This is a genomic window from Bradyrhizobium centrolobii (assembly GCF_001641635.1).
In the GTDB taxonomy this organism is placed as follows: Bacteria; Pseudomonadota; Alphaproteobacteria; order Rhizobiales; family Xanthobacteraceae; genus Bradyrhizobium; species Bradyrhizobium centrolobii.
In genome coordinates this window covers 202,025-226,180 of the sequence record NZ_LUUB01000054.1, presented here as the reverse complement: position 1 = coordinate 226,180, position 24,156 = coordinate 202,025, and the positions used below count along the sequence as shown (strand labels likewise).

21 protein-coding genes and 1 pseudogene are annotated in these 24,156 nt (G+C 60.5%); 15 read left to right on the top strand and 7 right to left on the bottom strand.

From position 1 onward, the window contains the following. Positions 1–446, bottom strand: a 446-nt coding sequence (locus AYJ54_RS50715; protein WP_161491870.1) for a LysR family transcriptional regulator, incomplete at its 3' end; no start/stop codon positions are given. 114 nt (positions 447–560) lie between these two features. Here AYJ54_RS50715 and AYJ54_RS16815 point away from each other — a divergent pair. The 3 genes from AYJ54_RS16815 (at position 561) to AYJ54_RS16805 (ending at position 6,272) form a co-directional block, all read left to right on the top strand. After that, positions 561–1,160 (top strand): LysE family translocator, encoded by a 600-nt coding sequence (locus tag AYJ54_RS16815; protein ID WP_063700211.1) that lies wholly within the window; start codon positions 561–563, stop codon positions 1,158–1,160. A gap of 321 nt (positions 1,161–1,481) precedes the next feature. Then, on the top strand, positions 1,482–4,841 hold the full coding sequence (locus AYJ54_RS16810) for an AAA family ATPase (RefSeq protein WP_063700210.1): 3,360 nt from the start codon (positions 1,482–1,484) through the stop codon (positions 4,839–4,841). Between the two features lie 255 nt (positions 4,842–5,096). Beyond that, complete coding sequence (locus AYJ54_RS16805; protein WP_245329040.1) at positions 5,097–6,272, top strand: patatin-like phospholipase family protein; 1,176 nt, start codon at positions 5,097–5,099, stop codon at positions 6,270–6,272. A gap of 1,110 nt (positions 6,273–7,382) precedes the next feature. Here AYJ54_RS16805 and AYJ54_RS52390 read toward each other — a convergent pair. Next, positions 7,383–7,623 (bottom strand): annotated as a pseudogene (locus tag AYJ54_RS52390) (SOS response-associated peptidase); the annotation flags it as partial. 317 nt (positions 7,624–7,940) lie between these two features. On the opposite strand from AYJ54_RS52390, the gene AYJ54_RS16795 reads away from it, so the two are divergent. Together AYJ54_RS16795 and AYJ54_RS16790 are read left to right on the top strand one after the other, a co-directional pair. After that, positions 7,941–9,275, top strand: a complete 1,335-nt coding sequence (locus tag AYJ54_RS16795) for an MFS transporter (protein WP_063700206.1) — start codon at positions 7,941–7,943, stop codon at positions 9,273–9,275. Between the two features lie 249 nt (positions 9,276–9,524). Continuing rightward, a complete protein-coding gene (locus tag AYJ54_RS16790) occupies positions 9,525–10,097 on the top strand; it encodes a hypothetical protein (RefSeq protein WP_063700205.1) in 573 nt (190 codons plus the stop codon). Between the two features lie 119 nt (positions 10,098–10,216). Here the strand turns inward: AYJ54_RS16790 and AYJ54_RS49365 are convergent, their stop codons facing one another. After that, positions 10,217–10,507, bottom strand: a complete 291-nt coding sequence (locus AYJ54_RS49365) for a hypothetical protein (RefSeq protein WP_136623737.1) — start codon at positions 10,505–10,507, stop codon at positions 10,217–10,219. 567 nt (positions 10,508–11,074) lie between these two features. Here AYJ54_RS49365 and AYJ54_RS16785 point away from each other — a divergent pair. Next, positions 11,075–11,464 carry a cupin domain-containing protein gene (locus tag AYJ54_RS16785; RefSeq protein WP_063700545.1) on the top strand — a complete coding sequence of 130 codons (390 nt, stop codon included), beginning with the start codon at positions 11,075–11,077 and terminating at the stop codon, positions 11,462–11,464. A gap of 178 nt (positions 11,465–11,642) precedes the next feature. On the opposite strand, the gene AYJ54_RS47230 is transcribed toward AYJ54_RS16785, so the two are convergent. Next, the gene (locus AYJ54_RS47230; protein WP_082905683.1) at positions 11,643–11,813 is read right to left on the bottom strand and encodes an RNA polymerase sigma factor region1.1 domain-containing protein; all 171 of its coding nucleotides are present in this window, start codon (positions 11,811–11,813) and stop codon (positions 11,643–11,645) included. Between the two features lie 208 nt (positions 11,814–12,021). Between AYJ54_RS47230 and plsY the strand changes: the two genes are divergently transcribed. The 4 genes from plsY (at position 12,022) to AYJ54_RS16765 (ending at position 15,384) form a co-directional block, all read left to right on the top strand. Continuing rightward, the gene (gene plsY / locus AYJ54_RS16780; RefSeq protein ID WP_063700203.1) at positions 12,022–12,708 is read left to right on the top strand and encodes a glycerol-3-phosphate 1-O-acyltransferase PlsY; all 687 of its coding nucleotides are present in this window, start codon (positions 12,022–12,024) and stop codon (positions 12,706–12,708) included. A gap of 856 nt (positions 12,709–13,564) precedes the next feature. After that, positions 13,565–14,653: a winged helix-turn-helix domain-containing protein gene (locus AYJ54_RS47225; RefSeq protein ID WP_245329039.1), complete on the top strand. Its 1,089-nt coding sequence runs from the start codon at positions 13,565–13,567 to the stop codon at positions 14,651–14,653. Positions 14,654–15,003: 350 nt separating this feature from the next. After that, positions 15,004–15,093, top strand: coding sequence for a PQQ-binding-like beta-propeller repeat protein (locus AYJ54_RS53990; RefSeq protein ID WP_161491869.1), 90 nt, complete (start codon positions 15,004–15,006; stop codon positions 15,091–15,093). Positions 15,094–15,117: 24 nt separating this feature from the next. Continuing rightward, positions 15,118–15,384 carry a hypothetical protein gene (locus AYJ54_RS16765; RefSeq protein ID WP_063700199.1) on the top strand — a complete coding sequence of 89 codons (267 nt, stop codon included), beginning with the start codon at positions 15,118–15,120 and terminating at the stop codon, positions 15,382–15,384. 136 nt (positions 15,385–15,520) lie between these two features. Here the strand turns inward: AYJ54_RS16765 and AYJ54_RS16760 are convergent, their stop codons facing one another. Beyond that, the gene (locus tag AYJ54_RS16760; RefSeq protein ID WP_063700197.1) at positions 15,521–16,021 is read right to left on the bottom strand and encodes a DUF1269 domain-containing protein; all 501 of its coding nucleotides are present in this window, start codon (positions 16,019–16,021) and stop codon (positions 15,521–15,523) included. A gap of 557 nt (positions 16,022–16,578) precedes the next feature. After that, entirely contained in the window at positions 16,579–17,745 is a 1,167-nt protein-coding gene (locus tag AYJ54_RS16755; protein WP_063700196.1) for a patatin-like phospholipase family protein, read from the bottom strand. A 233-nt stretch (positions 17,746–17,978) separates the two neighbouring features. On the opposite strand from AYJ54_RS16755, the gene AYJ54_RS16750 reads away from it, so the two are divergent. From AYJ54_RS16750 to AYJ54_RS50705, 5 genes are all read left to right on the top strand, one after another. Next, positions 17,979–18,755, top strand: a complete 777-nt coding sequence (locus AYJ54_RS16750; RefSeq protein WP_063700194.1) for an acetoacetate decarboxylase — start codon at positions 17,979–17,981, stop codon at positions 18,753–18,755. Positions 18,756–18,869: 114 nt separating this feature from the next. Further along, positions 18,870–19,886: a transporter gene (locus AYJ54_RS16745; protein WP_063700193.1), complete on the top strand. Its 1,017-nt coding sequence runs from the start codon at positions 18,870–18,872 to the stop codon at positions 19,884–19,886. A 21-nt stretch (positions 19,887–19,907) separates the two neighbouring features. Continuing rightward, complete coding sequence (locus tag AYJ54_RS16740) at positions 19,908–21,311, top strand: carbohydrate porin (protein WP_063700191.1); 1,404 nt, start codon at positions 19,908–19,910, stop codon at positions 21,309–21,311. Between the two features lie 424 nt (positions 21,312–21,735). After that, positions 21,736–22,191, top strand: a complete 456-nt coding sequence (locus tag AYJ54_RS16735; protein WP_245329037.1) for a DoxX family protein — start codon at positions 21,736–21,738, stop codon at positions 22,189–22,191. 310 nt (positions 22,192–22,501) lie between these two features. Beyond that, positions 22,502–22,786 (top strand): hypothetical protein, encoded by a 285-nt coding sequence (locus AYJ54_RS50705; protein WP_161491868.1) that lies wholly within the window; start codon positions 22,502–22,504, stop codon positions 22,784–22,786. Between the two features lie 61 nt (positions 22,787–22,847). Here the strand turns inward: AYJ54_RS50705 and AYJ54_RS16730 are convergent, their stop codons facing one another. Beyond that, complete coding sequence (locus AYJ54_RS16730; protein WP_063700187.1) at positions 22,848–24,143, bottom strand: MFS transporter; 1,296 nt, start codon at positions 24,141–24,143, stop codon at positions 22,848–22,850. Positions 24,144–24,156 lie beyond the last annotated feature (13 nt).

Below are 24,156 nucleotides of genomic sequence, written 5' to 3'. Positions count from 1 at the left end.
TCGGTGAGCAGCGTCAGATCGACTGCGCCCTCAGCGAGGCTCCGCTTTAGGGAACGGCTTGTATCGCTGACGAGTGTGACCAGGACGTTCGGATGATCTTGCCGAAAGTGCCGCAGGATGGGCGGCATCAGCATGCCGACCACGTCATGGGGCACGCCGAGCCGCACTTCCCCTGCGAACTCGACGGCCAGCATCTGGCTCATCACTTCGTCGTTCAGCGCGATGATCCGATGGGCGGCGACCATCAGCCGCTCCCCGCTACGCGTCAGCCGCACCGCAGCGGCGTGCCGCTCGAAAAGAGGCGTGCGGAACAGATCTTCCAGCCGCTTGATCTGCTGACTGACAGCGCCTTGGCTCCGGTTCACAATCTTTGCGGCCGTTGTCATGCGACCGGTCTCGGCTACGGCCACGAATGAGCGCAGCAAGCTCACATCGATGTCGTCCATCGCCATCTCCGCAATTAGAAAAATGAATACCGCTTATCGGAATAATTAGTTTTTGTGTTGGAGACAAGCCGGCTAGTCCTCACCCGACGACGGGATCGGCGGGGGAGCTTCGCAATGGACGAGGCTGCACTAGGCGTCTTCTTGAGCGCGGCGGTCGGATTGCTTGGATCGCCAGGTCCCGCGATCGCGGCCCTTATCGCGGTCGGTCGCGCCCGTGGCCTTGTTGGCGGGCTGCCGTATTTCTTCGGCCTTCAGTTGGGTTTGGCAACGGCTGCCGGCATGACGGCCGCAGGACAGCTTTCGTTGCTGGCGGCATTCCCCTCGGCGCTGCGCGAGATGACGATAGCCGCCACGGTTTATCTCATCTACCTCGCCTACAGGATCGCGTCGTCCCCGGTCGGCGAAACCGCCAAGGCAGGCAACGGCGCGCACGCGTCGCCTGCAGCGGGATTTCTCCTGGGCGTGACAAATCCGAAAGCCTATCTGGCATTCGCATCTTTGCTTGCGTCGTACACCTTGATCAAGGGAAGTGCGCAGCAGGATACCTTCACCAAATGGTTCTTGCTGGTAGCCGTGATGATCGTGGTGGACGTCGTTTGGCTCTACGTCGGGGTCTCCCTGCGACGATTGATCCTGTCGCCAAATCGCGAGCGCGCGCTCAATGTCACGCTCGGATTGACGGTGCTGATCGCTGCAGGATTGGCATTCGTTTAGCCATGCGGAAACTGTCCGAGACGGGCCTGCTTCACCCGTCAGAGTTCTGGCCTTCATTACTCGATCGGAAGCGGGCGTGCGCTTCGCGCACGAGGCCGTCTCGCTTCAGGCAGATGCCCAGTCGATACTGCTGCTGCTCTAGCTGAGCATGTATGGCATGTCGCTCACGCTAGGGTAGTACACCACGAGCGCGCAAGCGCCCGCGTCAAACGGAATGTCGGCTTCGGGCTGTCGGGTCCTGTGCGATCGGTCGGAGTCGACGGATCTGCTTCGCATGCGTTTCCAACGTGGTACAGTTACTGCGTGAGCCATAGGTTTGCCATGACTGGTATCGCAGAGTGGCTAGCATCGATCGGCTTGGGAGAGTACGCTCCGCGCTTCAGCGAGAACGCCATTGACGTCTCGGTCCTGCGCGATCTCACGGAGCAGGATCTCAAGGATCTCGGCGTCTTGCTTGGACATCGCCGCAAGATGTTGCGCGCGATCGCAGAACTTACGGCGGACGTTCCTCGAACCCTTCCAACCGGCCTCCAACCGGCATCGCGCGACGGCGCCGAGCGGCGTCAGCTTACCGTCATGTTTTGTGACCTGGTGGGCTCGTCGGCACTTTCAGCCAGCCTGGATCCGGAGGACTTGCGAGCGGTAATCGGCGCTTATCACGCTCGCATCGCAGAAGTTGTCGCCCAGAAGGAGGGGGTCATCGCACGGTATATGGGGGATGGCGTGCTCGCTTATTTTGGCTATCCCCAGGCGCACGAGGACGATGCCGAGCAGGCGATACGCGCGGGGTTGGCGTTAGTCGATGCCGTGGCTAACCTTGAAACGGATGGCGGTATCGGGCTGCAGGTTCGCGTTGGCATCGCCACCGGCATGGTGGTCGTGGGCGATTTGATGGGCGAAGGCGCCGCCAAGGAGCAGGCGGTCATTGGCGAGACACCGAATCTGGCTGCTCGCCTGCAGGCGTTCGCCGAGCCCGGTGCGGTGCTGATTTCCGAGAGTACGCACCAGCTCAGCGAAGGGCATTTCGAATTCCGCAATCTCGGCCCTGTCGCGCTCAAAGGATGGGTGGACCCCATACCAGCCTGGCGGGTACTGGGGGCAACCGGAGCGGAAAGCCGCTTCGAGGCGCAGCACCAGGCCCGATTGACCCCACTCATCGGGCGGGACGAGGAGATGGAGCTGCTGTTGCGCCGCTGGCAGCATGCCGCGCGGGGCGAAGGCTGCGCGGTGGTTCTAACCGGAGAGCCGGGTATCGGTAAGTCGCACATTGCCCTGGCGCTTCAACAGCGGCTCGAGGCCGAACCACACATTACGGTGCGGCAATTCTGCTCGGCGCACCACACCAATAGTGCGCTCTATCCATTGATCGCCCAACTCGAACGGGCTGCCCGGTTCGAGCGAAGTGACTCCGCCGCGGAGAAGTTCGCCAAGCTTGAGACCCTGCTTCTGCGGTCCGGCGCTGACGCTGATCGTGTGGTGCCACCTCTGGCCAACCTTCTGTCGCTGCCAACCAGCGACCGCTATTGCGTGCCAGAGCTGAGCCCGCAGAAGCGCAAGGAGATGATATTGGCGGCGTTCTTGGCTCAGCTCGATGGCTTGGCAGCGCGGCAGCCCGTATTCATCATCTTTGAGGATGTGCATTGGGCGGACCCGACCTCACTGGAGCTGCTCACGATCACATTGGAACGGATATCGCGGCTTCGAGTCCTGCTGCTCATCACCGCGAGGCGGGAGTTCAAGCCGCCATGGCCCGGTCATGCGCATGTTACGACGATCTCGCTCACGCGGCTGAGCCGGCGCGACGGGGTGGCGTTGATCGAGCGGGTCACGGCCGGCAAGACGCTGCCGGAGGAGGTGCGGGACCAAATCCTCGCCCGCACGGACGGCGTGCCACTGTTCGTCGAGGAATTGACCAAGACAGTCCTCGAAACCGGGCTTTTGCAAGAACGGGAGGATCACTATGTCCTCAGCCGCCCGTTACCCGCGATGGCGATTCCGACGACATTGCACGCATCGCTGATGGCGAGGCTCGACCGATTAGCACCGGTGAGGGAGGTGGCTCAGATCGGCGCAGTCGTGGGCCGCGAGTTCTCTTTCGAACTGCTGAGCACGGTCGTCGGGCTGCCAAAGGAGAGACTTGAGGAGGCGCTTGCGCAGTTGGTTCGGTCGGAGCTGATATTTTGCCGGGGCGAGGTGCCCGAAGCGGTCTACACCTTCAAGCACGCCCTTGTGCGAGACGCTGCCTATTCGGGACTTCTAAAGAGTCGACGTACCGGCCTGCATGCTACGATCGCGGACGCATTCGAGCAACGGTTCCCAGAAATCGTAGAGGCTCAACCCGAAACTCTCGCGCACCATCTCACCGAGGCCGGACTGATCGAGAAGGCCACGGGCTATTGGCTGCAAGCTGGCAAAAAGGCTGCCATGCGCTCCGCCAATCTCGAGGCCATCGCACACGCGCAGCGAGGCGTCGACGCCTTGCGTCATTTGCCCGACGGCGCAGGGAAGGACAGGCTGGAGCTTGATTTTCACCTCGTTTTGGGGCCGTGCCTGATCGCTACCCAAGGGCCAGCATCGAACAAGTCGATGGCGACTTTCGCTCGCGCTCGCGAGCTGTGCGAGCGCCTCGGAGATCCCCCTGAGCACCTCCAGGTCTTGTTCTGGTTGACCACCGCGAGGGTCATCCGTGGCGAATTGCCGCTGGCCCAGGAAATGATCGCGGCTTTGCTTCAGCTCACCGAAGCGCGCGGTGATCGACCGGCATTGCTCAATGCGATGCGCGGACAAGCTATGATTCGTCTTTTCATGGGTCATGCCAGCACTGCCCGAGAATTGCTGCAACGCGCCTTCGAGGCATTCAATGCAAGCAGCGAAGAACAACAATGGGCGGCTCGCGCGGCCGGCCAGGATGCTGGAGTGGCTGACCTCGCCTTGATGTCGTGGACCCTCTGGCTGCTTGGCCATGCTGATACGGCTATCGCGCGAATGAGTGCCGCCATTCAGCGAGCCAATGCCATCGACCATCCGCATTCTCAAGCTTATGCCTACTATTATGCGTCCGTTCTTCACGCTCTCCGAGGCGAGTTCTCGAACGCGCATTGCTTTGCCGAACGCTGTCTCGCCCTGTCGGAAGAACACGGATTCCGGCAGTGGCGCGGCCTGGCACGCGCCATTCGTGGCATATGCGTCACCCTGCTTAGCCCGTCGCCCAGCGTACTCGAGGAAGTGCGGAGCGCGTTCGATGAATATCGTGGAGCGGGTTATCAACTCGGCATCACGGCGCTCTACGTACTCTTGTGCCCGGCGTTGTTGTTCAGTCACAAGTATGACGCTGCGCTGGATCTGATCGAGCTGGGGCTTGCCACCGTAAACCGCAATAGCGAGCAAATTTTTGAGGCCGAATTGTATCGGCTGAAGGCGCAGGTACTGATCGTCCGCGGCGGCGCAGCCGCCATGGCGGACGCGCAGTCTCTGCTCGAAACGGCATTGAACACAGCAAGAAGCCAGGACGTCAGGGCACTCGAACTTCGTGCTGCAAAGGACCTTGCTACGCTTTGGAATGATCAGGGAAGGCGCGAGGACGCGCTGAACCTCCTGGCGCCCATCTATGCCTGGTTCACCGAGGGCTTCGACACCCAGGACCTGAAGGAGGCAAAGGCTTTGCTCGACCAGCAACGGTGACTCGGCATCGACACCGTTTCCAACCAATCCTTACGACAGACCGCACAATCATATCGAATGTGCAGGATCAACCGGCCAACGTTTTCATCCGCCGCCTCGGACGGAGATTATCGCCACCGAGTATGAAATGCTTCACATTGGGTTGCAGGGCTGTGTGCTATGCAACCAGCACGAAAGGCATACGTGCCTTTTCCCAAGATAATGGATTTGGAGCAGATTCAGACATCCAGCCTTGCTTACGAGGGGGAGAGTCCAATGAAGAGAGCGATTACGCTTGGTGGCGGCGGGCCGGCAGCCGGGTTGCATATCGGCATTCTGGAAGCTCTTCAGTGCCATCCAGAGATCACGTTCGATGTGTGGTCATTGTCCTGCATCGGTGCGTGGGTAGGCATCGTCTATAATCAGTTCGAGGGACCCAATAAAGCCTGGCTCACATATCAATTCTTCAGGGATCACGTGTTTCGCGATGACGAAAGCTATGAGCGCTTTCCCATCAACTGTGTGTTCGGGACGGACTGGTTCGGCAACACACAAGCCTTGACCAACTTCGTATTTGACATCCGGAATTACGACAAGGTGTGGTTGCCGCACAGAATGGCGAAGGCCGTAGGAGAGACTATGTCAATGCTCTCTGATCCTGGGCAGAAATGGGACAGGGGAGATATCAATGGCTGGGTTTTGAACCAGGCGTTGGCGCCCAATCCGTTCGTTCGCTATTTGACGTCGCTCATGTATTTGTCCCCCGTCAATGGCCTGTCCAGGATCAACTATCCGGACAGCAAATTTATGAGGAGCATAAATTTCGAAAGACTGTTCAAAGCCGATATGCCCCTTATCTTTCACAACGCATTTGATCTTGGCAGGCAGGAACTGGCGTTTTTCGACAACGATCGAATGAAACGCAAGCGTCCCAGAGGACGCATCAGCGCATCGAGTCTATGCGCGTGTTCAGCCCTCCCATACATTGAAGAAACCGTAGAGATAGACCGGGTCACATATTGCGAAGGGGCGCTGATTGACACGGTCAACTTCGAGACACTGCTCGACGAACACGATGATCCAAATGAGCTGGATGAGATATGGGTGTGCAGGATTGTCGACAGGAAGCAAATCCAAAGGCCTGCCAACCTTCACGATTCCCTCGCAAATCTCTGCCAGCTATTCGCTGCAACCGTCGGCGAAGACGACGTGAAGCTGTTCAGATACCATGTCAAGTATGACCCGCCCGCCAATGGAAGGAAGTGGACAGGCACGGTCGTCGAGATTCACGTGCCGCACCACATCGATTTCAGATGGAACCACAGCAATCTGGATGCCGGCAGAGATCGTGGGAAGAAAGCGGCAGCGAAAGCGATCCAGGCTTACAAGCGCGCAGGTGAGAGGTCTGCAAAGGACAATCCGGAAGTGCGGTTCATAAACGAGATGCCTTAGCGATCGAGGGATGCCCGATTGAGGCCAGGATCAGGCGAGGCGACAACGGACGCTGCGGTGTGCGAGGTCAAAAATCCACACTCAGCTTGGTGTGGCGTCAGGGCGACCCCTTTGCCGCCGTCAGCAATTTTGTACGAGTAGTGAAGGGCGTCGCGTTCGCGCATCTGAATCGTGAGCCAGCAGTGACACGCAATTCAGACACCGTCTGGCCCAAGATGACTCGAATGCCCGTCAGCGTCGAGAACCTCGATGCTCCTTCGAGCGTACGCTGCTTGGCGTGGATCAGACTTAGCGTGGCCTTATCGAATCGACGCAATGGCCCATCGCGTCATTTCCCGGCGATGCGGAATCTGGTCGCTATTTGGGGCATAGCGGACATTAAGTAGGACGCACCGCAATCTCGGCTTATGAGAACGCATCCCCAGTTGCCCCGGAAGCTTCCCCTTCAGCAGCGGGGCCGCCAGATGGCTACGGACCCGGTAAGGCAGTCTCCGGAGGTACGGGCTGCTCGGCCGCCTCCCACTGCGCCGCAAGCTGCTTGATCTGCCCGAAATCGAGAATGGACTGCGACAGTTGGCCATTTCGGACTATTATCGCCACATCGCGATCTTCGGGCAGCAACGCCATCGCTCTAGCGACCGCAGAGCGCAGTCTCATCGCTCCGTGGTTGGCCAAGACAACAATCTCTTCCGGATCTAAGACTGCGGGCATTGGCCGTCCCCATGCTGGCCGCAAGCCAGCAACCAGCCGCTGATAATTTTCCACTTGTCTCGCCCCCTCGCCTGGAATTTCAGGAGCGGGGAGCGCTTGTCCTCTAGTTCGCAAAAGAACCTCAACGTATCGCGGGCGGTGGCTGTCCCGCGATCGATCGAGTGAGTCTGAAGCCAACGCCGCCATTCGCGAGTAATCAGCAGTTTGCGTTGGATTTGGTAAGTCGACGCGCGTCTTCGCCCCATGAGGCAGGCCCCCCGAAGGTCTTCAGTTAGTCGCGCTGGCTTTATTTAAGGGCTCTATTCGAGAGCGTTGGATAGGCATCCAGACGGTACCGGGCATCCGCCGTGCCGATGGCACCATCGAACCCGCGATATGAAGGAGAGACCTTAAGGTTTTCTAAATCGGGATATGACGCTTTTGTTCGCAGTCTGAAGCGCCTTCGTTTGGTTGCTTCATCGCAGGCGCCGCTGGCAACGGCCGTTGCGGCGCCTTCGCCTCATCCCACGTAGCGCGCAGCCAGACGTCACGCTCCTCGTCCGTCGTCAGTATCACCGGCATCGCCTTCGAGTGGATCGGCTCGACAATGGCGTTAGGGGGTCGTCAGGAAGCCGTAGGCCTGATGCGAGGTTGGGGAGGGAACCAAATCTTGACTTGGGGTTTTTGCATGAGGTCGTGTTCAGCATTCATCGTCATGTACCATCCGAAAGCCTGTGCCCTAAGTGCGATCCGGCGCCCATGGCCATCCGTGACGCCGAGCCGGTATTACAGCGCAGCGTGTGCCGTCCGCACGAACTGGCTTTGGAGGATTGACCTTGCCGGCCAGCAAATGCGTTCACATAGCCGTGCAAGCTGCAGTCCGATCAGGTTCAGTTGGCTGCGAGCAGGACCGGCGTCCCCAAACTGATCCGGCAGGCCGCCTAAGCGCCACCCCAGGAACAGGGAGGTAACGGTGTCATGGACGAGATCGAAGCAAGAGCCATCCGCAAGGTGATGTGGCGGTTGCTGCCCTTTCTCTTCGTCTGCTACTTCGTCGCCTACCTCGACCGGGTGAACGTCGGTTTCGCCAAACTACAGATGAACTCGGCGCTCGGGCTATCGGAGGCGGCATACGGCTTGGGTGCGGGCCTGTTCTTCATCTCCTACTTCCTGTTCGAGGTACCATCCAACCTCGCGCTGGAAAGGTTCGGCGCTCGGCTCTGGATCGCCCGCATCATGTTAAGCTGGGGCATCATCTCTGCTCTGTTCGCCTTCATCCCCCCGATCTCTGCAGCCACCGGGATCTCAACCGAGTGGGTTTTCTACACCCTCCGTTTCCTGCTCGGACTCGCCGAGGCGGGTTTCTTTCCCGGGATCATTTTCTACCTGACTCTGTGGTTCCCCTCGGTCTACCGCGCTCGGGTTGTCTCGCTGTTCATGCTGGCTATTCCGTTCTCGTCGATTGTGGGCGGCCCGATTTCCGGGGCTCTGCTGAACATCTCCGGCGCCGGACTCGATGGCTGGCAATGGCTCTTCATCCTCGAAGCCTTGCCCTCGATCCTAATGGCCTTCGGGGTCGTTTTTTACCTAACGGACCGGCCGACGATCGCGACGTGGCTCGCCGACGACGAGAGGCGCTGGCTCGAAGGACGGCTGGAGGCCGAGAGGCAGCACAAGGTGGCGGTCGAGCACGTCGGCATCCTCAAGGCGCTCACTGACCTCCGCGTCCTCGCCTGCGCGTTCGTCTACTTCTGTCTGAACGCGGCGAGTTATGGTGTGGCGTTCTTCTTGCCGACGATCATCAAGAACTTCGGCGTGAGCAACTTCGAGACAGGCCTGCTCTCCGCTGTGCCCTTCTTGTTTGGTGCCGTCGGGATGGTCCTCCTGAGCCGCAACTCCGATCGCACTTTGAAGCGTCGGGAGCACGTTTGCTTCGCCATGTTCCTTGCCGCGGTCGGTCTCGCGGGCACCGGCCTCGTCTCGGCCCCGGCTCTGGTGCTTGGCTTCCTCTGCCTCAGTCAGATCGGTGTTTCCGCGACGCCCCCTCTGCTGTGGCCGATACCGAGTGCCTTCCTGACGGGCGCTTCGGCAGCGGCAGGGATCGCCGGGATCAATGCGCTCGGTAACCTGTCCGGGTTCGCCGGTCCCTACGTCATGGGCTACCTCAAAGACGCGACCGGCAACTTCACGACCGGGCTGCTGGTCCTAGGTGGCTGCGCTCTTGTCGGCAGCATTGTAGCCCTCACGTTCAAGGTCGATCCCCATGTAGAGGTCGCGGGCGCTGCGCCGGGTGCGCCGGCGCCAGCGCACTGAGGCCTAGCTGAGCATTCGCACGATGGCGGATGGCGAGTAGGGGACGCCGTTTGGTGTCGTGTGACCGGCGTCGGCGAGCGCCGTTGAGACGTCGACCCTGACACCTGTGAGTCGCCGCGTGCGGTCCCGCGCTCCCCTCGGCCTAGGCGTGCCGAGCCTGGCAGTCATAGTAAACCAACTCTTAACCTGTAATCGCTATGTTAGCAGCGACCGGTTGGTGACCGTCCGGTCAAGCGGGAGCAACCCATCATGCCCGTCGAGATGCTCACTTACGCCGAACTCGGCGAAAGGCTCAAAATTTCTCCAGAAGCTGCAAGAGCGCTCGTCAAGCGACATCGATTGCCGCGCTCCCGCTCCAACGACGGGAAGACGCTGGTACAGGTCGATCTTTCAGAAATCAATCATTCCCCCAACACTCGCGCATCGCAGAGCCCAGGCGGTCACCAGGTGGTCACCGCCCTGAAGGAACACATTGCGACGTTGCAGGCGGACCTCGTGGAGATGAAGGCCATAGCCGGCGGTCACCGGGCGGACTTCGAGAGAGAGTGTGACCGCACCAACAAGCTCTTGGCCGAACTGCTCAAGGCCAACATTGAAACTGTGGGTGCCCGAGAGAAAGCCGCCCGCCTCGAGGGGACGCTGTCAACAGTAAGGCCGCCTTGGTGGCGGAGGCTGACGGCATTCACGCATATCCCGCTGGAAGCCGTTTGGCGGAATTCGCTGCCGAGCAGCGTGCTCAAGGTGCGCGGTGCGAGCAAGGAAGACCGAGCATCGGCGCAGACGACGCAAGTGAGCAGGATAGAAGGGGCAGGGGCTGGGTAGCGCTCCGTCCCCCAGCTATCGACGATTTGCCGAGCCATCCCTCGCGTCGTTTCCATTGGGGGGCTGCTCGGATGATTCGGCGCGCCTTCCGGAGCCCTTACGAGCAGCTTTCGCGCGGCTCACATGCCGGAACCACCACCGGCACCGCCGCCACCACCAGCACTTCTGGAATTATCGGTTGTATAATCTTTGGGTGCGCTGGGCGCGTAGCCAAAGGGGCCGGAATAGCCCGTCTTCACGCCGTTGTCGTGCATTACACGCCACGGAGCGTAGCCGGAGATACTCGGTGGGCGCATCTTGGAGACCTGATGGTGCTGGTGCGGTGCTTTGCTTGATACATTCCGGGCAAGCACGGCCGGAGCGGCGGCGAGGAGAATGGCGGCGGAAAATGTGATGATCGCTGTCTTCACTTTTCGTCCTCCCTTGTTTGAATAATGAACCCCAACGTCGTTCCGTGCATGCGCCACATCACGCGATCGTGAGCCGAAGCGCGTGTGGCGTTGTCGATTGCCGGAGCGGCTGTCGTCCAGGCAAGGCATGGCGGAGCTGAATCAGACCCGCGCCGGTTGCCATTGGTGCTGCCGTTTGGAGAACAGCTGGCACGAGGTTCGTTGCGTGACACCTTGCCTCTGAAGGCGAGCGGTTCGCGCGCGCAAAAGCTCGACGTCGTCTGCATATACTCCGAAGTTGCCGCGTTAGTGCGAAGAACGAAAATGGCGAAACTGCGCCGATTTTTCCGCCGTCACGATTACTTCCGCTGCAAACTTCGCGATGTCGGCTTATGGGCCCTGAGCCGAAGAGCGCAGCGATGGCCGATATGTCGGCTTACGAGGGTAACCCGGACATGCGTTGCGCGAGCCCGAACTTCCGAATCTGGCCCACACCGGACTCTCGCACCAGACCCGTGATATTACCCCGCTTCTTTCATGGTAGGCATGCTTCGTTTCGGCATGCCGAACCAGAAGGAGTCAGCCGCAATGAAGTGCCTGCGCATCTATGCTACCCCGGATGGCGAGTCGCATTTCGACGAAGTCGAATTGCCGACGACGAAGAGGTCGGTGTACCCCGATGCCGTGCCGTTCGAGGTTTCGGCCAGTTATCAGGCGTCCCGCGTCCGCCTCACCCGCATCCCAGCGGGCATGCGCGAGGTTGCTTGGCATACGGTCCCAGAGCCGGTGCTTACGGTCAGGCTGGATGGTTCGGTTGAATACGAGACGAGCGACGGAGAGGTGCGCCACGTTCAGGCGGGTAGCTTCGTGTTAGTGGAGGACACACACGGCAAGGGCCATCTGTCACGCCATTCCGCAGAGGCGCAAACTGTCATCTGGATCTCACTACCGAACGGCCTCGATTTGCCGCCCGCATAGTCCGTCTGGGCACGCTGTCGGTGCCGCTGCCGAGAGTCTGCTAATGGCCCCCAAGCCGACCAATGCATAAGCCGTCGCGGCGTCGGCTGTCTGGGTTAGACCGGACATCAGCCCGCTCTGCCCAGACCGCCGCTTTTGGACCCATTGCAGACCTATATGATTACAGCAGAGCCAGGTTTCAGTCTCCTTCAATCCAAACCCCCGCTTCGCTCAGAGCGTTGAGAACGCGTTCGATGTCTTTGGGGTCAAGTACTCTGCTGTCACACAGTTGATTCAATTCATCGAAGGTAATCTTGCCGTTCCGTTCACCGATTTCGATGGCTCGTCGAATGATTTCCGGCACGCTCATGTTCTCTCCGTTTCAGCAGCCCCTACTATATGGGGAGAGAGTCGGGTTGTGGCCCCCAAGCCGACCAATGCATAAGCCGTCGCAGCGTCGGCTGTCTGGGTTAGACCGGACATCAGCCCGCTCTGCCCGGACCGCCGCTTTTGACCCCATGGCGGACAAACGAACTCGGCGATAAAACACTGGCTGCGTGAAACTGGAAATAAAACCCATGGCTTTCTGGACAGCGGGTGCGGTTGGATTGGTGATCGCCTATCTTTTCGGTTCTACGCCCACGGGCTATCTGGCAGGGAAACTCCTCAAGGGCATTGATATTCGAGAGCATGGCTCCAAAGCCACCGGCGCTACGAATGTTTTGCGGACCCTCGGCAAATGGCCTGCGTTGGTGGTGCTCGTCGCCGATGTGCTGAAAGGCGTCGGTGCCATCATCGTTGCCCGCTCGTTCTGTCCTTGGCTCTATTCCGAGTTATCTCCGACGCCGCCGACAGCGTTTGATTTGCAAATCTGGGTGCCATGGGCTGTTTGCCTGGCCGGAATTGCCGTGCTGTTTGGGCATAGCCGCTCGATTTGGTTGAACTTTACGGGCGGCAAATCCGCTGCGACCGGGCTGGGTGTGTTGCTGGCGATGTCGTGGCCAGTAGGATTGGGTGCTGCAACGGTCTTTGGCATCGTGCTGGCTATTGCTCGGATTGTTTCCCTTAGCTCGATACTCGCGGCGTTGACAGCAATCGTTCTCGTCTGCGGTTTCGAGCAACCGTTGCCCTATCGGTTGCTGGTGATCGGAGGCGGCATCTACGTGATTGTTCGCCATCGTGCCAACATTCAACGGCTATTGGTGGGGACGGAGCCACGCCTAGGTCGAAGTGGCCCAGATACGAAGGCAGAAGCGCAAGTCTAGCGCATGTATTTTCCGGAGTTTCGGTATCGCACATGGGCCGCTTGTGGCCCTAAACGGCCGACCGACTGTGACAATGGGCAGGTCGGCTGTTGAATGAACGGCGGATCCAAACCGCTGCGGTTAGAAACTTGCGATTTGACCAGGAGCTGAAGGACCACGCGATGCGCGAGCGCTCGCAGAAATGTGTGATGGGAGAAGCGCCGGGTTACGCTATAGTTTGGACAGGAGCGCTCCTGGGGTGGATACACAGAGGAGCTGTGACTATGACCAGAAGCATTGTCGTCGGTCTTGCTATCCTCACTCTCTCTCTACTTCTGTCGCTTTCGCCGCTCATCGGACTCATCATCGCAATGTGATGAACGCAAATGCCAGTGTGGGCGCGACCCCAGTCGTCTGGCCGGGTGGTGTCAGCCGCAGCGACCATGACTTGTATCTCCGAAATCTGCACGACTCTGGGTACAATCCGAAGAGCGATTACGCGAACGGGATCATGAAGACGGAATAGCGTCAGGTCTCGTCGCCCATGACCACAAGGCCGCGCGGACCTTTAATCTAAATCAAAAGCCGCGATCACCGAATTTTCACGTTACTGGGGTGATGCCCTGGTCGCGAGTCCATCGGACAACAAAACTTAAGGCCGCCTCAGCTGGCGACCTCTTTCATTTTGGATGTCAGCTAATGTCGTAGGTCGTGCCCATCGCGGTAGCTGCGCTGACTGGTCCGCTGGCCCGACGCTGCCACACTATGACCGGGCATTTGATATTCGGCTTACATTTTCCTTTCCGAAGGCTTATCCTCGCCGGACAATCGCTGCCGCGCTCTCGGGGGATAGAGGGCAAGCTTGGGGAATGGTGCCGTGCGCTATTTCTTCGAGGACTGTGTGTTGGACACCGATCGGCGCGAGTTGCGGCGCGGGCCCGACGTTGTGCCTACGACACCACAGGTTCTCGATCTGCTCGAATATTTGATCCGCAGCAGGGATCGCGTCGTCAGTAAGGATGATCTCATAAACGCGATTTGGAATGGTCGGATTGTATCTGATGGGGCGCTGACGACCCGGCTGAACGCCGTCCGACGCGCGATCGGCGACTCTGGCGAGCAACAACGTCTTATCAAAACATTTCCACGAAAGGGCTTTCGTTTCGTGGGTGCAGTACACGACGAGGATCGGTGCCCAGGAACCGCTGTGGTCTCAGACGCCCTCGCAGAACCGCTAAAGCTCGCCCGCGCGGCCGGGAAGACAGCGGTTTCGGTCCCAGATCCCTCTGAAAAAGTAGTTGGCAAACGGCGATCCCATGACTGGCTGGGTCACCTCAGAGGTCCTTTGAAGCTCTTCGGCGGGGCGCTGGCGTCGGTTGCCGCCATCGGCGCAATTGCTGGCGGCCTTGCCGGTTATTGGAATGTCTGGAAGACGATCCGTACCGACGTGGTTCGGGAAGCTCAAAAGATCCAAGGACAACCGACAGTCAGGCCCGAGATCGCGCCTCGTCTCTCTCTCGTCGTGTTGCCCTTCGCCAACCTCAACAACGATCCAGAGCAGGACCACTTTGCCGACGCCATCACGACAGAGTTGACAACCGATCTCGCGCGAACGTCCGCCACTTTCGTTGTTGGACGCGAGACCGCCTTTACCTACAAGAACAAATCGATTGACCTGAAGCAGCTCGGGGCGGATCTCGGCATCCGCTGGGCCGTACACGGCGCGGTGAGACGCAACGGAGACCAGGTGCGGATCAACGTATCGCTAACCGATCTTCACACCGCCCGCGACATCTGGTCAGATCGGTTCGACGGCGACCGAACAAGCCTGGCCGTCTTGCAGCATAACATCATTGCGCGGCTTCTCTGCGTTGCACACCTGCACCTCCGTCAATATGAAGAAGCCATCGAACAGTGTAGCCGCTCGTTAAATATCGGCGCGAACCTTCAAGCTTACATAAGTTGATCTCGGCTTACGGGTCGACGAGACGAAAGGAAAAGGCACGCGAAGGCAATGGCCCTGCTGCACAGGACACATCCTAATTTTACATTGCAGCTTTATTGTCGGGTGGCCTAAGCATTCTTAATGACCCGAGCATCGTCGTTGAGTCGACGACATTCTGGATGGTTTCAGGAAGGGAGGCATCCTGAAACAATGAATGAAAATCCCGTTGTCTGCGGTACCTTCGTGAGAAGAACGCACTTCACTTCGGAAGAGGTGGGCGAGGGAGAGCAACGCTCGCTTGTGCGGCAACGATCAGCGTCGGTCCGGCGCTGTCGAGTGCTTGTTGCGTCGACGCCGCTGATGGTCCTGGGGTGCTTTACGCCTCGACATCGCGGTCACAGGTGGCCGCGATCGACGCGGCCACGGGCAAGACCGAATGGGTGTTCGATCCCGATTTATGAAAACCGTCTTGGCAAAAAGCCGTCTTGGCAAGACCGTACGCGTTCCTCGGTGAGGGTGAATGGTTTGAGATCAAACGGGAGAATTCAACATGGCAAGCCATGCAGGGGGAATACCTCCTCGCTAAGAAATCGGCGGCCGTCCTTCTTCTCCTGCTCGGCATCGTGCTGGTCGTGATCGACCTGCACGAGGAGACTTTGCCGATTGCGATGCTCGGAGCTCTTTCCCTGCTTGGCGGCGTTTTCCTTCTTGTGCTCAAGATTGTCAGGCGCAGCCAAACTCGTCAGTTCTAGGGCCACGCCGAGCACCCGGCAGGACTGGCCGCCAACGAAGATGCGTCAAGCGCAAATCGAGCGAGGGGCATCAGCGGGGTCGGTCGGGTGAGGCGAGGGCAGCTGCGCTCGGCGGCTGCCCGACAGCCTCACACGGCTAGGCAGCCTTGGGCTGAGTTGCGGCTGCGAGGGTATCGCGCAAGTGTTGTTCCCTCTTTTCATCGAGTGAGGTCTTGAGAACCGTCCCTCCCGCATCCTTGATTTCATTGAGAACCTTGTCCGCAGTCATGCTCTGGATCAGCAAGAACAGAACGGCATCTCCCGAGTTTACCTTCGATGCGAGATCCTTCATGAACTGATCTCTAATCCCGAAGTCGGTCAGCGCGCCGCCCAATGCGCCTGCACCGGCACCAAGCGCTACGCCGATAAGAGGATTCAGGAACACCAACCCAAACAGCAGTCCCCAGAAGCTTCCGCCCGCTGCGCCCGCCATCGTCGTGTTCACGAGCTGATTGAGTTTGACGGAGTCCCCTGTTTTGACGGCGATCACGGCGTCATTGATCGCGATCAGATACTCCTTCTGTAGCTTGAGTATTTTCTGCCGAACTTCTTCTGCTTTGGCTTCGGATGGGTACACAATCGCAACGAGGTCTGACATTGAGCACTCCCATGCTGACTTGAAGTGTGCTGCCCCTGATCGCGCGCGCTTGATGCGCGCAGTCATCATTTAACACAGACCGAAGAAGCCTCTTGTCGGCTAATCGGTTCCATGTGTTCACAAATCGAAGATGCTTTGAGCATCTCGGTGCAATTGAGTAAGCGCGGCTGTCTTATGCAGGTCGAACCAGAGCGACGATAGGCAATGTGTCGGGCCATGGAGAGCGTCAAGCGCACCCGGAGCGCAACGATAGCGTGATGCCGCTGTTTTGCCCGACGTGTCAAATGGTTTAGCAGAGGCACGCGGCATCTGCCGCGGGCGCCCGGCTACTTTGCATGGGGTTGTTTTCGATATTTTTTGTTGGCACTTGCGACGAGCTATCTCCCCAGCGTCGTCCCGGCGAAGGCCGCGACCTATAACCCCAGGGAGAAGTTGTGTCGTGAGATGATAACCCCGAGTCTTCGCCAAACTGCTCCCGGGGGTTATGGGGCGGCCTTCGCCGGGACGACACCATGTGTGGCGGGCTGAGCGCCTATCACCCGCAGCGTTGGGCGCGGCTACGCGCTCTCCGTTTCCCGGTGCACGTCGTGCACGACGAGACCCATGCCTTCCTCGGGCATCTTGATCCAGTCGCGCCGCTTCAGGGTGCGCTTGGTATCCTCGTAGCCGCTGGTCCAGTGCTCGCGCATCGAGGTGCCCGAAAATTCGTGGTCCTTCGCGTCGCCCTCGTAGGCCTTCTGCTGGTAGATCAGGTGCAGGATGGCGATCTCCGGCATGTTGCACAGGCTCGCCTTGAGCTTGCGATCGTCCTCGGACAGTTGCTCGTCGGGAATCTTCGACAGCGCCTTGTAGAGCAGGACCTTGAGGTTGTGCGTCCGGCGATAGACGTCGGTGTTGTGGCGGGTGCGCGAGGAATACATGATGTCCTTGTGGCGGGCCATCACGTCCTGGATCGAGCGCGGCAGCACGCCGCGCGCGCTGAACAGGTCGACCTGGAACACCAGCGAATTGAGGGCGTCCTCCTGGTCTAGCAGGTGCTGGAGCGGCGTGTTGGAGACGATGCCGCCGTCCCAGAAATGATCGGTGCCGATCCGCACCATCGGCAGCGCAGGCGGCAGCGCGCCGGAGGCCATGATGTGCTCCGGCTCGATCTCGTCATGGGCGTTGTCGAAATAGATGAAGTTGCCTGAGAGCACGTTCACCGCGCCGACCGCGAAGCGGATCTTCTTCTCGTTGATGAGGTCGAAGTCGACGAGCTCGCGCAGGCTCTCGCGCAAGGGCTTGGTGTCGTAATAGCTGGTTGCTGTCCGTGCGCCGACGGGGCTGAACCAGGGATTGACCTGATGCGGGGTGAAGAAGCCGGGCTGGCCGAGGGTCGACGTCATCCACGCGCTGTAGAGGTTGCGCCACTGGCGGAAGACGTCGCCATCCGGCGTGTAGTGCCAGATCTTGCGGTTGGTGATGCGTTCCCAGAAGATGCGGAGCGCATCGAGCCGCTTCTCCGGGCGGTTGCCGGCGATGATGGCGGAGTTGATCGCGCCGATGGACACGCCGCAGACCCAATCGGGCTCGATGCCGGCCTCGTGCAGCGCCTGATAGACGCCGGCCTGGTAGGCGCCAAGCGCGCCGCCGCCTTGCAGGACCAGCGCGACGCGGTCGCAGCGCTCGGGCCGCCAGCCCCGTGCAAGTGTCTGATGTGCCCGTTGCGACGTCCTAGCGTCCATGGCCGATGCCTCCTGCCTTTGCCAAAAACGATTGCGCCCGGCAGTGACGACGTGATGACAACAACGGCGCCAATGCTTCATGGGCATGCAGGTCAGTCGCCGCTGGCATGACAGCAAGGTCACGCGCCTGACGGAAATCCATCACATCGCAGTCAATGACGACGGCTAGCAATTTGCATTAAGCTGGGCGCTGCCGGGCGAACATCACACCAGCATCACACAGGAGACCAGCGATGCGCAGGGAAGACGTTCTGAGACTCCCGTCCATGCCGGCCGCCGGACCCAGCTATCCGGCTGGTCCCTATCGCTTCATCAACCGCGAATTCCTCGTCATCACCTACGAGACCGACCCGGATCTGATCCGCGCCGGCCTGCCCGAGCCGCTGGAGCCGGTCGACCAGCCGATCGTGCACTATGAATGGATCAGGATGCCGGACTCCTCGGGCTTCGGCAGCTACACCGAGTCCGGCCTCGTCATCCCCGCGCGCCTGCATGGCGAGGAGGTCAACTTCGTCTCGCAGATGTATCTGGACGACGATCCGCCGATCGCGGCGGGACGCGAGATCTGGGGCTTCCCCAAGAAATACGCCCATCCCAAGCTCGATATCGTCAAGGACACGTTGACGGGCACGCTGGAATATGCCGGCCAGCTCGTGGCCATGGGCACGATGGGCTACAAGCATGAGAGCATGGCCGGCAACGGCGATCTCACGCGCGCCACGCTGTCGAAGACGCAGATCAATCTGAAGATGATCCCGGGTGTCGACGGCCGTCTCGAGGTCTGTCAGCTCGTTGCGATCAACCTCACCGACATCGTGCCGATAGGTTCGTGGATGGGGCCTGGCCGCCTGCATCTGGTGCCGCACGTCAATGCGCCGGTAGCCGATTTCCCGGTCCGGCGCGTCGTCGGCGCCCATCATTACATCGCCGACCTGACGCTGCCCTTCGGCCGCGTCGTGCACGACTACGTCAAGGAAGCCGCGGCCGCGGCGGGGCTGGCCGCGGAGTAGGGCGGCCTGCCATCATCAAAGTGTAACAAAGGCGTAATTGAGTACCCGCATGGGTCCGGAAGATGCCGTTAGCCATCTTCCGGAGCGGGGTATTTGTTGACGGTGGGGTTGGCCATGGCCGAGCCGGCAAAGCTTGTCAGCGCGATATCGGATGCCGAGCCCGCCATTCCCGGCCTGGTGTGGGCGTTCCGGCTGCACAGCGACGGCAGCGCCGAGGCTCTGCCGATCGACCGGTCGATCGAGTTCAGCCATGACGGTCGGCTCTGGCTGCATTTCAATCTGACCGATGCGCGTGTGCGGCCGTGGATTGCGGCCTCGCTCCTGCCGTCGCTCGCGCGCGAGCTGCTGCTGTCGAACGACACGTTCCAGCAGCTTCACGTCATCGACCATTGCGTCTACGGCGTGTTCTCCGACCTCGTGCGTGACATCGAAAGCGCGACGGAGGAGACCGCGTTCCTGCGCTTCGCCATGACCGAACATCTCCTGGTCAGCGGCCGCCATCAGGCGCTGTGCTCGGCCGATGCGACGCGCCGGGTGCTCGAAGGCGGCTATCGCGTCGACAACGTCGCCCACCTTCTGGAGAAGATCGTCGACGAGGTCGCCGACACGCTGGACCGGATGGCCGACAAGCTCGGGCAGGAGATCGACGGCATCGAGGAGCGGATCCTGGCCGACGAGGTCAAGCCGGAGATGCGCCGCAATCTCGGCCGGCTGCGCCGGACCTGCGTCAGGCTGCATCGTCAGTTGACCGGATTACGCGTGCTGTTTCACCGCCTCGACCAGAAGAACACCGATCACCTGGCGCCGGGCTTGCGCATCCATGCCGGCAAGCTGGCGCAGCGGCTGGATGGCCTCGATCACGACATCGTCGAGCTGCGCGAACGAAGCCGCCTGCTCGAGGAGGAGCTGCGCTTCAAGAACGAGGAGGAGAGCAACCGCCACCTCCACACGCTCTCCATCGTGACTTCGCTGCTGCTGCCGCCGACGCTGATCACCGGCATCTTCGGCATGAACACCAAGGGCCTGCCGCTCACCGATGTCGACGAGGGATTTATCTGGGCCGCGGTCCTGATGGTGAGCTCGGTGGTTGCTGCCTATCTGTTCATGCGGCGCACCGGCATCTTCAAATAGCGCACGCAGCCGGTATCAACCGTGAGCGGGACTGCCCAAACATCTTGGTTGCGAAGCGCTGTCGCAATTGCGGCGGCGTGCACAATGGCAAGCACGAGCGCGCTCGCCGGCGCCAAGGACGAGAGCGCGGCCGAGTGGCTGTTTCCAAAGTGGTTCAACGAGTGGCATGACGGGCTCGCCAACAAGGGCCTGAATTTCGGCGCAACCTATATCGCCGACAATATCGGCAACGTGTCGGGCGGCGTTGCGCGCGGTGCCATCCATTTCGGCCGCCTCGATATCTCCGTCGACGCCGATCTCGAAAAGCTCGTCGGCTGGACCGGCGGCCGCTTCTATGCCAACGCCTTCGAGATCTACGGGCGCGGGCTGACGCGCAACTACATCTTCAACCTCGCCACCATCAGCGAGATCGAGGCGCTGCCCGACCAGCGTCTCTACAATGCCTATTTCGAACAAAACTTCTTCAACGGGGCGCTGAATATCAGGGCCGGCCAGCAGGCGGCGGATGTCGAGTTCTTCGACAGCGAGACCGACGATCTCTTCATCAACGGTACGTTCGGCTGGCCCGCGATCAAGGCCTCCAACCTTCCGGCCGGCGGTCCGGCACCGCCGATCGCGGTGCCCGGCATTCGCGTCAAGGCCGCGGTCTCGGACAATGTCACCGTCTTCGGTGCGGTGTTCAATGGCAATCCGGCGCGGCCCGGCTACGGCGATCCGCAACTGCGTGACAATCACGGCCTAGCGTTTCGCGTCAACGATCCGCCATGGCTCATCGGGCAGGTTCACTTCGATTATCATGTCGAGATCGGCGGACGCTCGCTCGCCGGCAACTTCACACCCGGCGCCTGGAAGCATTATGGTGATTTCAACAGCCAGCGCTTTACGGCGGAGGGCTTGTCGATTGCCGACCCCAGTGGCACCGGAATCCCGGCAAAGCTTCGCGGCAACTATGGAATCTACGCGGTCCTGGAGCAGGCTCTCTGGCGGCCGCCGGGCGTGACCGAGAGCACCGTCTCGGCGTCGCTGCCGGGCGTCACCGCCTTCGGCCGCATCGCCTACAGCTCGCCGGACCGCAACCTGATCGACCTTTATCTCGACGGCGGCATCGGCTTCGTCGGCTTCACGCCCGGCCGCCCGCTCGATCGCTTCGGCGTCGCGATGGCCTACATGCGGATCTCGAACACCGCCCGCAACCTCGACATCGACACTCAAGTCTTCACCGGCGTCCAGAGTCCGGTGCGAAGCAACGAGACCCTGATCGAGATGATCTACGAGGCGCACATCAAGCCGGGCTGGCTGATCGCGCCTTATTTCCAGTACGTGTTCCGACCCTCCGGCGGCATCCCGAATCCGAACGATCCGACCGGGACGTCCCGGATCGGCGACGCCGCGGTCTTCGGGGTGACCACGACGATCAGGTACTAGGCCGGCGCGCGCCGGCCCCATACGGGCGCTCAGGCCATCGCCGGTTGCGGCTTCGGTTTCGGCTGGCGCGAGAGCGCCAGCACGCGCCCGCAACGAAGAAGGCGGGCAGGTAGCGGATCCGGTCGTATGCCAGCCCTTCAGTGAGCGCGACTAGTCACGGTTAGTAGCGCCGTTTGTCGTTGACAACTCCATCAATTCGGCAGTTTGTGGCGCAAAGCGGACCTTCGGCCCGACCCGCAGGTTCTCAGGAAGCTCGTCAGCGGGGCAAACCAATGCCGAATGTCCGGACCTCTGAGATGCCGGCGTTTGCAGCGCATCAAGAGCCAGCAAGTGCGCTTCATGTCGTCCGCTGATTATGGTAGCTTTCCTATTGATGCTGAGCGTCGCGCGCCCTCGGACAACGAAACCTATGGGGCAATGACCAGTGCAATCCGGTTCTCACTCGCTGATGTTTCGGACCGATGCGTTCGCCAGTAAGAGCGCCAACCTACTGATTCTGATCGGCCGCATCCTGCTTGCATGGGTGTTCGTCGGGAGCGCGTACGGAGCAATCACCAACTTCAGTGGCTCCGTGGGCTATTTCAGATCGCTGAACCTTCCAGCACCTGAGCTGTTCACCGCGACGACCGTGGCACTGGAAGTACTGATGTCGGCTGGTTTGATATTCGGCCTTGGTACGCGCTACGTCGCGATTTTGGTTTTTCTGTTTGTATTGGCGGCTACTGCGATCGCGCATCGCTACTGGGACTATCCGCCCGGTCCACAGCAGATTGGGCAGTACAATAATTTTCTGAAGAATATCTCGATCATGGGAGGTGCGATTTTGATTTTTGTCACTGGGGCGGGCCGATTCTCCCTCGATAGGAAGTTCGGAAGATAGCAGCGTTTGGTCGGGTTCAGCCTCTCTAGTAACTGATAGAAGGCGAAAAGAAGCTATTTCGGAAGCTCGGACGTGCTGCGATTTTCGGCCCGTTCCCTTTCGCGAGACAATCCATCCGGACGAGCGACCGACCTAGCTCCGCTCGTCTCCATTTCACTATCCCGGCTCGTCACTCAGCTGGACGTCAGAGCATTGGTCAGCGGCTGCTGGCTCGCGCGTGGAATCGCCACTAGGTCATTTCCCTTTGACTCTGAGAGTTCCCTGAACGAGTCGATGGAGGCTCCTTGAGAGCGGCTTCAAGCACTCGCCTATGATTGCGAAGAAAAACATCAGCCACGTCGCGAGTGCGGCAGACCACAACACGACTTCCAGTATCCTGGGCATCACGCCCTCCCAAAAAAACTTCTATGAAATGGGAGGAGTGTTACTGAACGGAGCCAACGCGACAAGTCTTCCTAAAAGTGGCAACGCGCCGAAACACTCGGGAAATGCTGTAAGCGCGCACCGAGCGGAGCTCACACAAATAGCCCGGCAGGAGCAACTACTTCTGGATGTGCATCTCGGCATAGGTATCGGCCGTCGCGTTCGGCAGTGATTACCTGTGGCATCAGGATGCCCTTGTATGATTGCAATCCGCTTCAGCCCAATACGCGCGCTCAGGCCATCGCTGCTTGCGGCTTGGGCTTCGGCTGACGCGACAACGCCAGCACGATCAGCGACGCGAACACGCAGAGTGCGCCTGCGACGAAGAAGGCGGGCAGGTAGCTCGAAAGCAGCGTCCGTGACAGGCCCGCTCCGAATGCGGCTGTGCCGGCGCCGAGCTGATGGCCGGCAAAGATCCAGCCGAACACCAGATTGGCGCGCTCGGGACCGAATTTTTGCGCGGTGAGGCGCACTGTCGGCGGCACCGTCGCGATCCAGTCAAGCCCGTAGAACATCGCAAACAGCGACAGCCCGTAGAACGAGAAATCGCTGAACGGCAGGAATATCAGCGAGAGCCCGCGCAAGCCGTAGTACCAGAACAGGAGCCAGCGATTGTCGTAGCGGTCCGACAGCCAGCCCGAGAAGATGGTGCCGAAGAAGTCGAATATGCCCATGGCAGCGAGCAGGCTCGCTGCCTGCACCTGCGGGATACCGAAATCGAGGCACATCGGGATCAGGTGCACCTGGACGAGGCCGTTGGTCGAGGCGCCGCAGACGAAGAAGGTCGCGAACAGGATCCAGAACGCGCTCGACTTCGAGGCGTCGCGCAGCGTGCCGAGCGCAACGCCCGTGATCGAGCCGTGGCTGACGGGCGGCGCGGGCAGGGGCTCGGTGCCCTCGTCGCCGAACGGACGCAGGCCGAGGTCGCTCGGGCGGTCGCGCATCGCGAGCGCTACGGCGAGTGCCGAGACACCGAGCATGATGCAGACGAAACCGAGCGCAAGGCGCCAGCCGAAGCGGTCGGTGAGGCTTGCGAGCAGCGGCAGGAACACGAGCTGACCGGTGGCGACGCTCGCGGTCATGATGCCGACGACGAGACCGCGCCGCGCGGCGAACCAGCGCGTGGCGATGGTGGCGCCCAGCACCAGCGCGGTCATGCCGGTGCCGATGCCGATCACGACGCCCCACAGCAGCACGAGCTGCCAGACCTCGGTCATGCCGAGCGAAGCCACCAGCGCCGAGACGACGATGAGCTGCGCAGCGAGCGTGACGTTGCGCAGGCCGTAGCGGTTGAGCAGCGCGGCGGCGAACGGGGCCATCAGCCCGAACAGGATGAAGCGGATCGAGAGCGCGGACGAGATCTGCGCAGTGCTCCAACCGAACTCCTTCTGAAGCGGGACGATGAACACGCCGGGCGCGCCGACCGTGCCGGCGCTGATCAGCGCGGCGAGGAAGGTTACGCCGACCATCACCCAGCCGTAGTGGATATTGCGGCAGCCAAGTGCCGCCGCGAGCCAGTTCGAAATCATTGCCCCTCAATCG

What these genes read in the sequence shown, in the direction of transcription:
- AYJ54_RS16815 (WP_063700211.1), top strand. Translation starts at nt 561, where the DNA reads ATGGACGAGGCTGCACTAGGCGTCTTCTTGAGCGCGGCGGTCGGATTG.
- AYJ54_RS16810 (WP_063700210.1), top strand. Translation starts at nt 1,482, where the DNA reads ATGACTGGTATCGCAGAGTGGCTAGCATCGATCGGCTTGGGAGAGTAC.
- AYJ54_RS16805 (WP_245329040.1), top strand. Translation starts at nt 5,097, where the DNA reads ATGAAGAGAGCGATTACGCTTGGTGGCGGCGGGCCGGCAGCCGGGTTG.
- AYJ54_RS16795 (WP_063700206.1), top strand. Translation starts at nt 7,941, where the DNA reads ATGGACGAGATCGAAGCAAGAGCCATCCGCAAGGTGATGTGGCGGTTG.
- AYJ54_RS16790 (WP_063700205.1), top strand. Translation starts at nt 9,525, where the DNA reads ATGCCCGTCGAGATGCTCACTTACGCCGAACTCGGCGAAAGGCTCAAA.
- AYJ54_RS16785 (WP_063700545.1), top strand. Translation starts at nt 11,075, where the DNA reads ATGAAGTGCCTGCGCATCTATGCTACCCCGGATGGCGAGTCGCATTTC.
- AYJ54_RS47230 (WP_082905683.1), bottom strand. Translation starts at nt 11,813, where the DNA reads ATGAGCGTGCCGGAAATCATTCGACGAGCCATCGAAATCGGTGAACGG.
- plsY (WP_063700203.1), top strand. Translation starts at nt 12,022, where the DNA reads ATGGCTTTCTGGACAGCGGGTGCGGTTGGATTGGTGATCGCCTATCTT.
- AYJ54_RS16760 (WP_063700197.1), bottom strand. Translation starts at nt 16,021, where the DNA reads ATGTCAGACCTCGTTGCGATTGTGTACCCATCCGAAGCCAAAGCAGAA.
- AYJ54_RS16755 (WP_063700196.1), bottom strand. Translation starts at nt 17,745, where the DNA reads ATGGACGCTAGGACGTCGCAACGGGCACATCAGACACTTGCACGGGGC.
- AYJ54_RS16750 (WP_063700194.1), top strand. Translation starts at nt 17,979, where the DNA reads ATGCGCAGGGAAGACGTTCTGAGACTCCCGTCCATGCCGGCCGCCGGA.
- AYJ54_RS16745 (WP_063700193.1), top strand. Translation starts at nt 18,870, where the DNA reads ATGGCCGAGCCGGCAAAGCTTGTCAGCGCGATATCGGATGCCGAGCCC.
- AYJ54_RS50705 (WP_161491868.1), top strand. Translation starts at nt 22,502, where the DNA reads ATGATTGCGAAGAAAAACATCAGCCACGTCGCGAGTGCGGCAGACCAC.
- AYJ54_RS16730 (WP_063700187.1), bottom strand. Translation starts at nt 24,143, where the DNA reads ATGATTTCGAACTGGCTCGCGGCGGCACTTGGCTGCCGCAATATCCAC.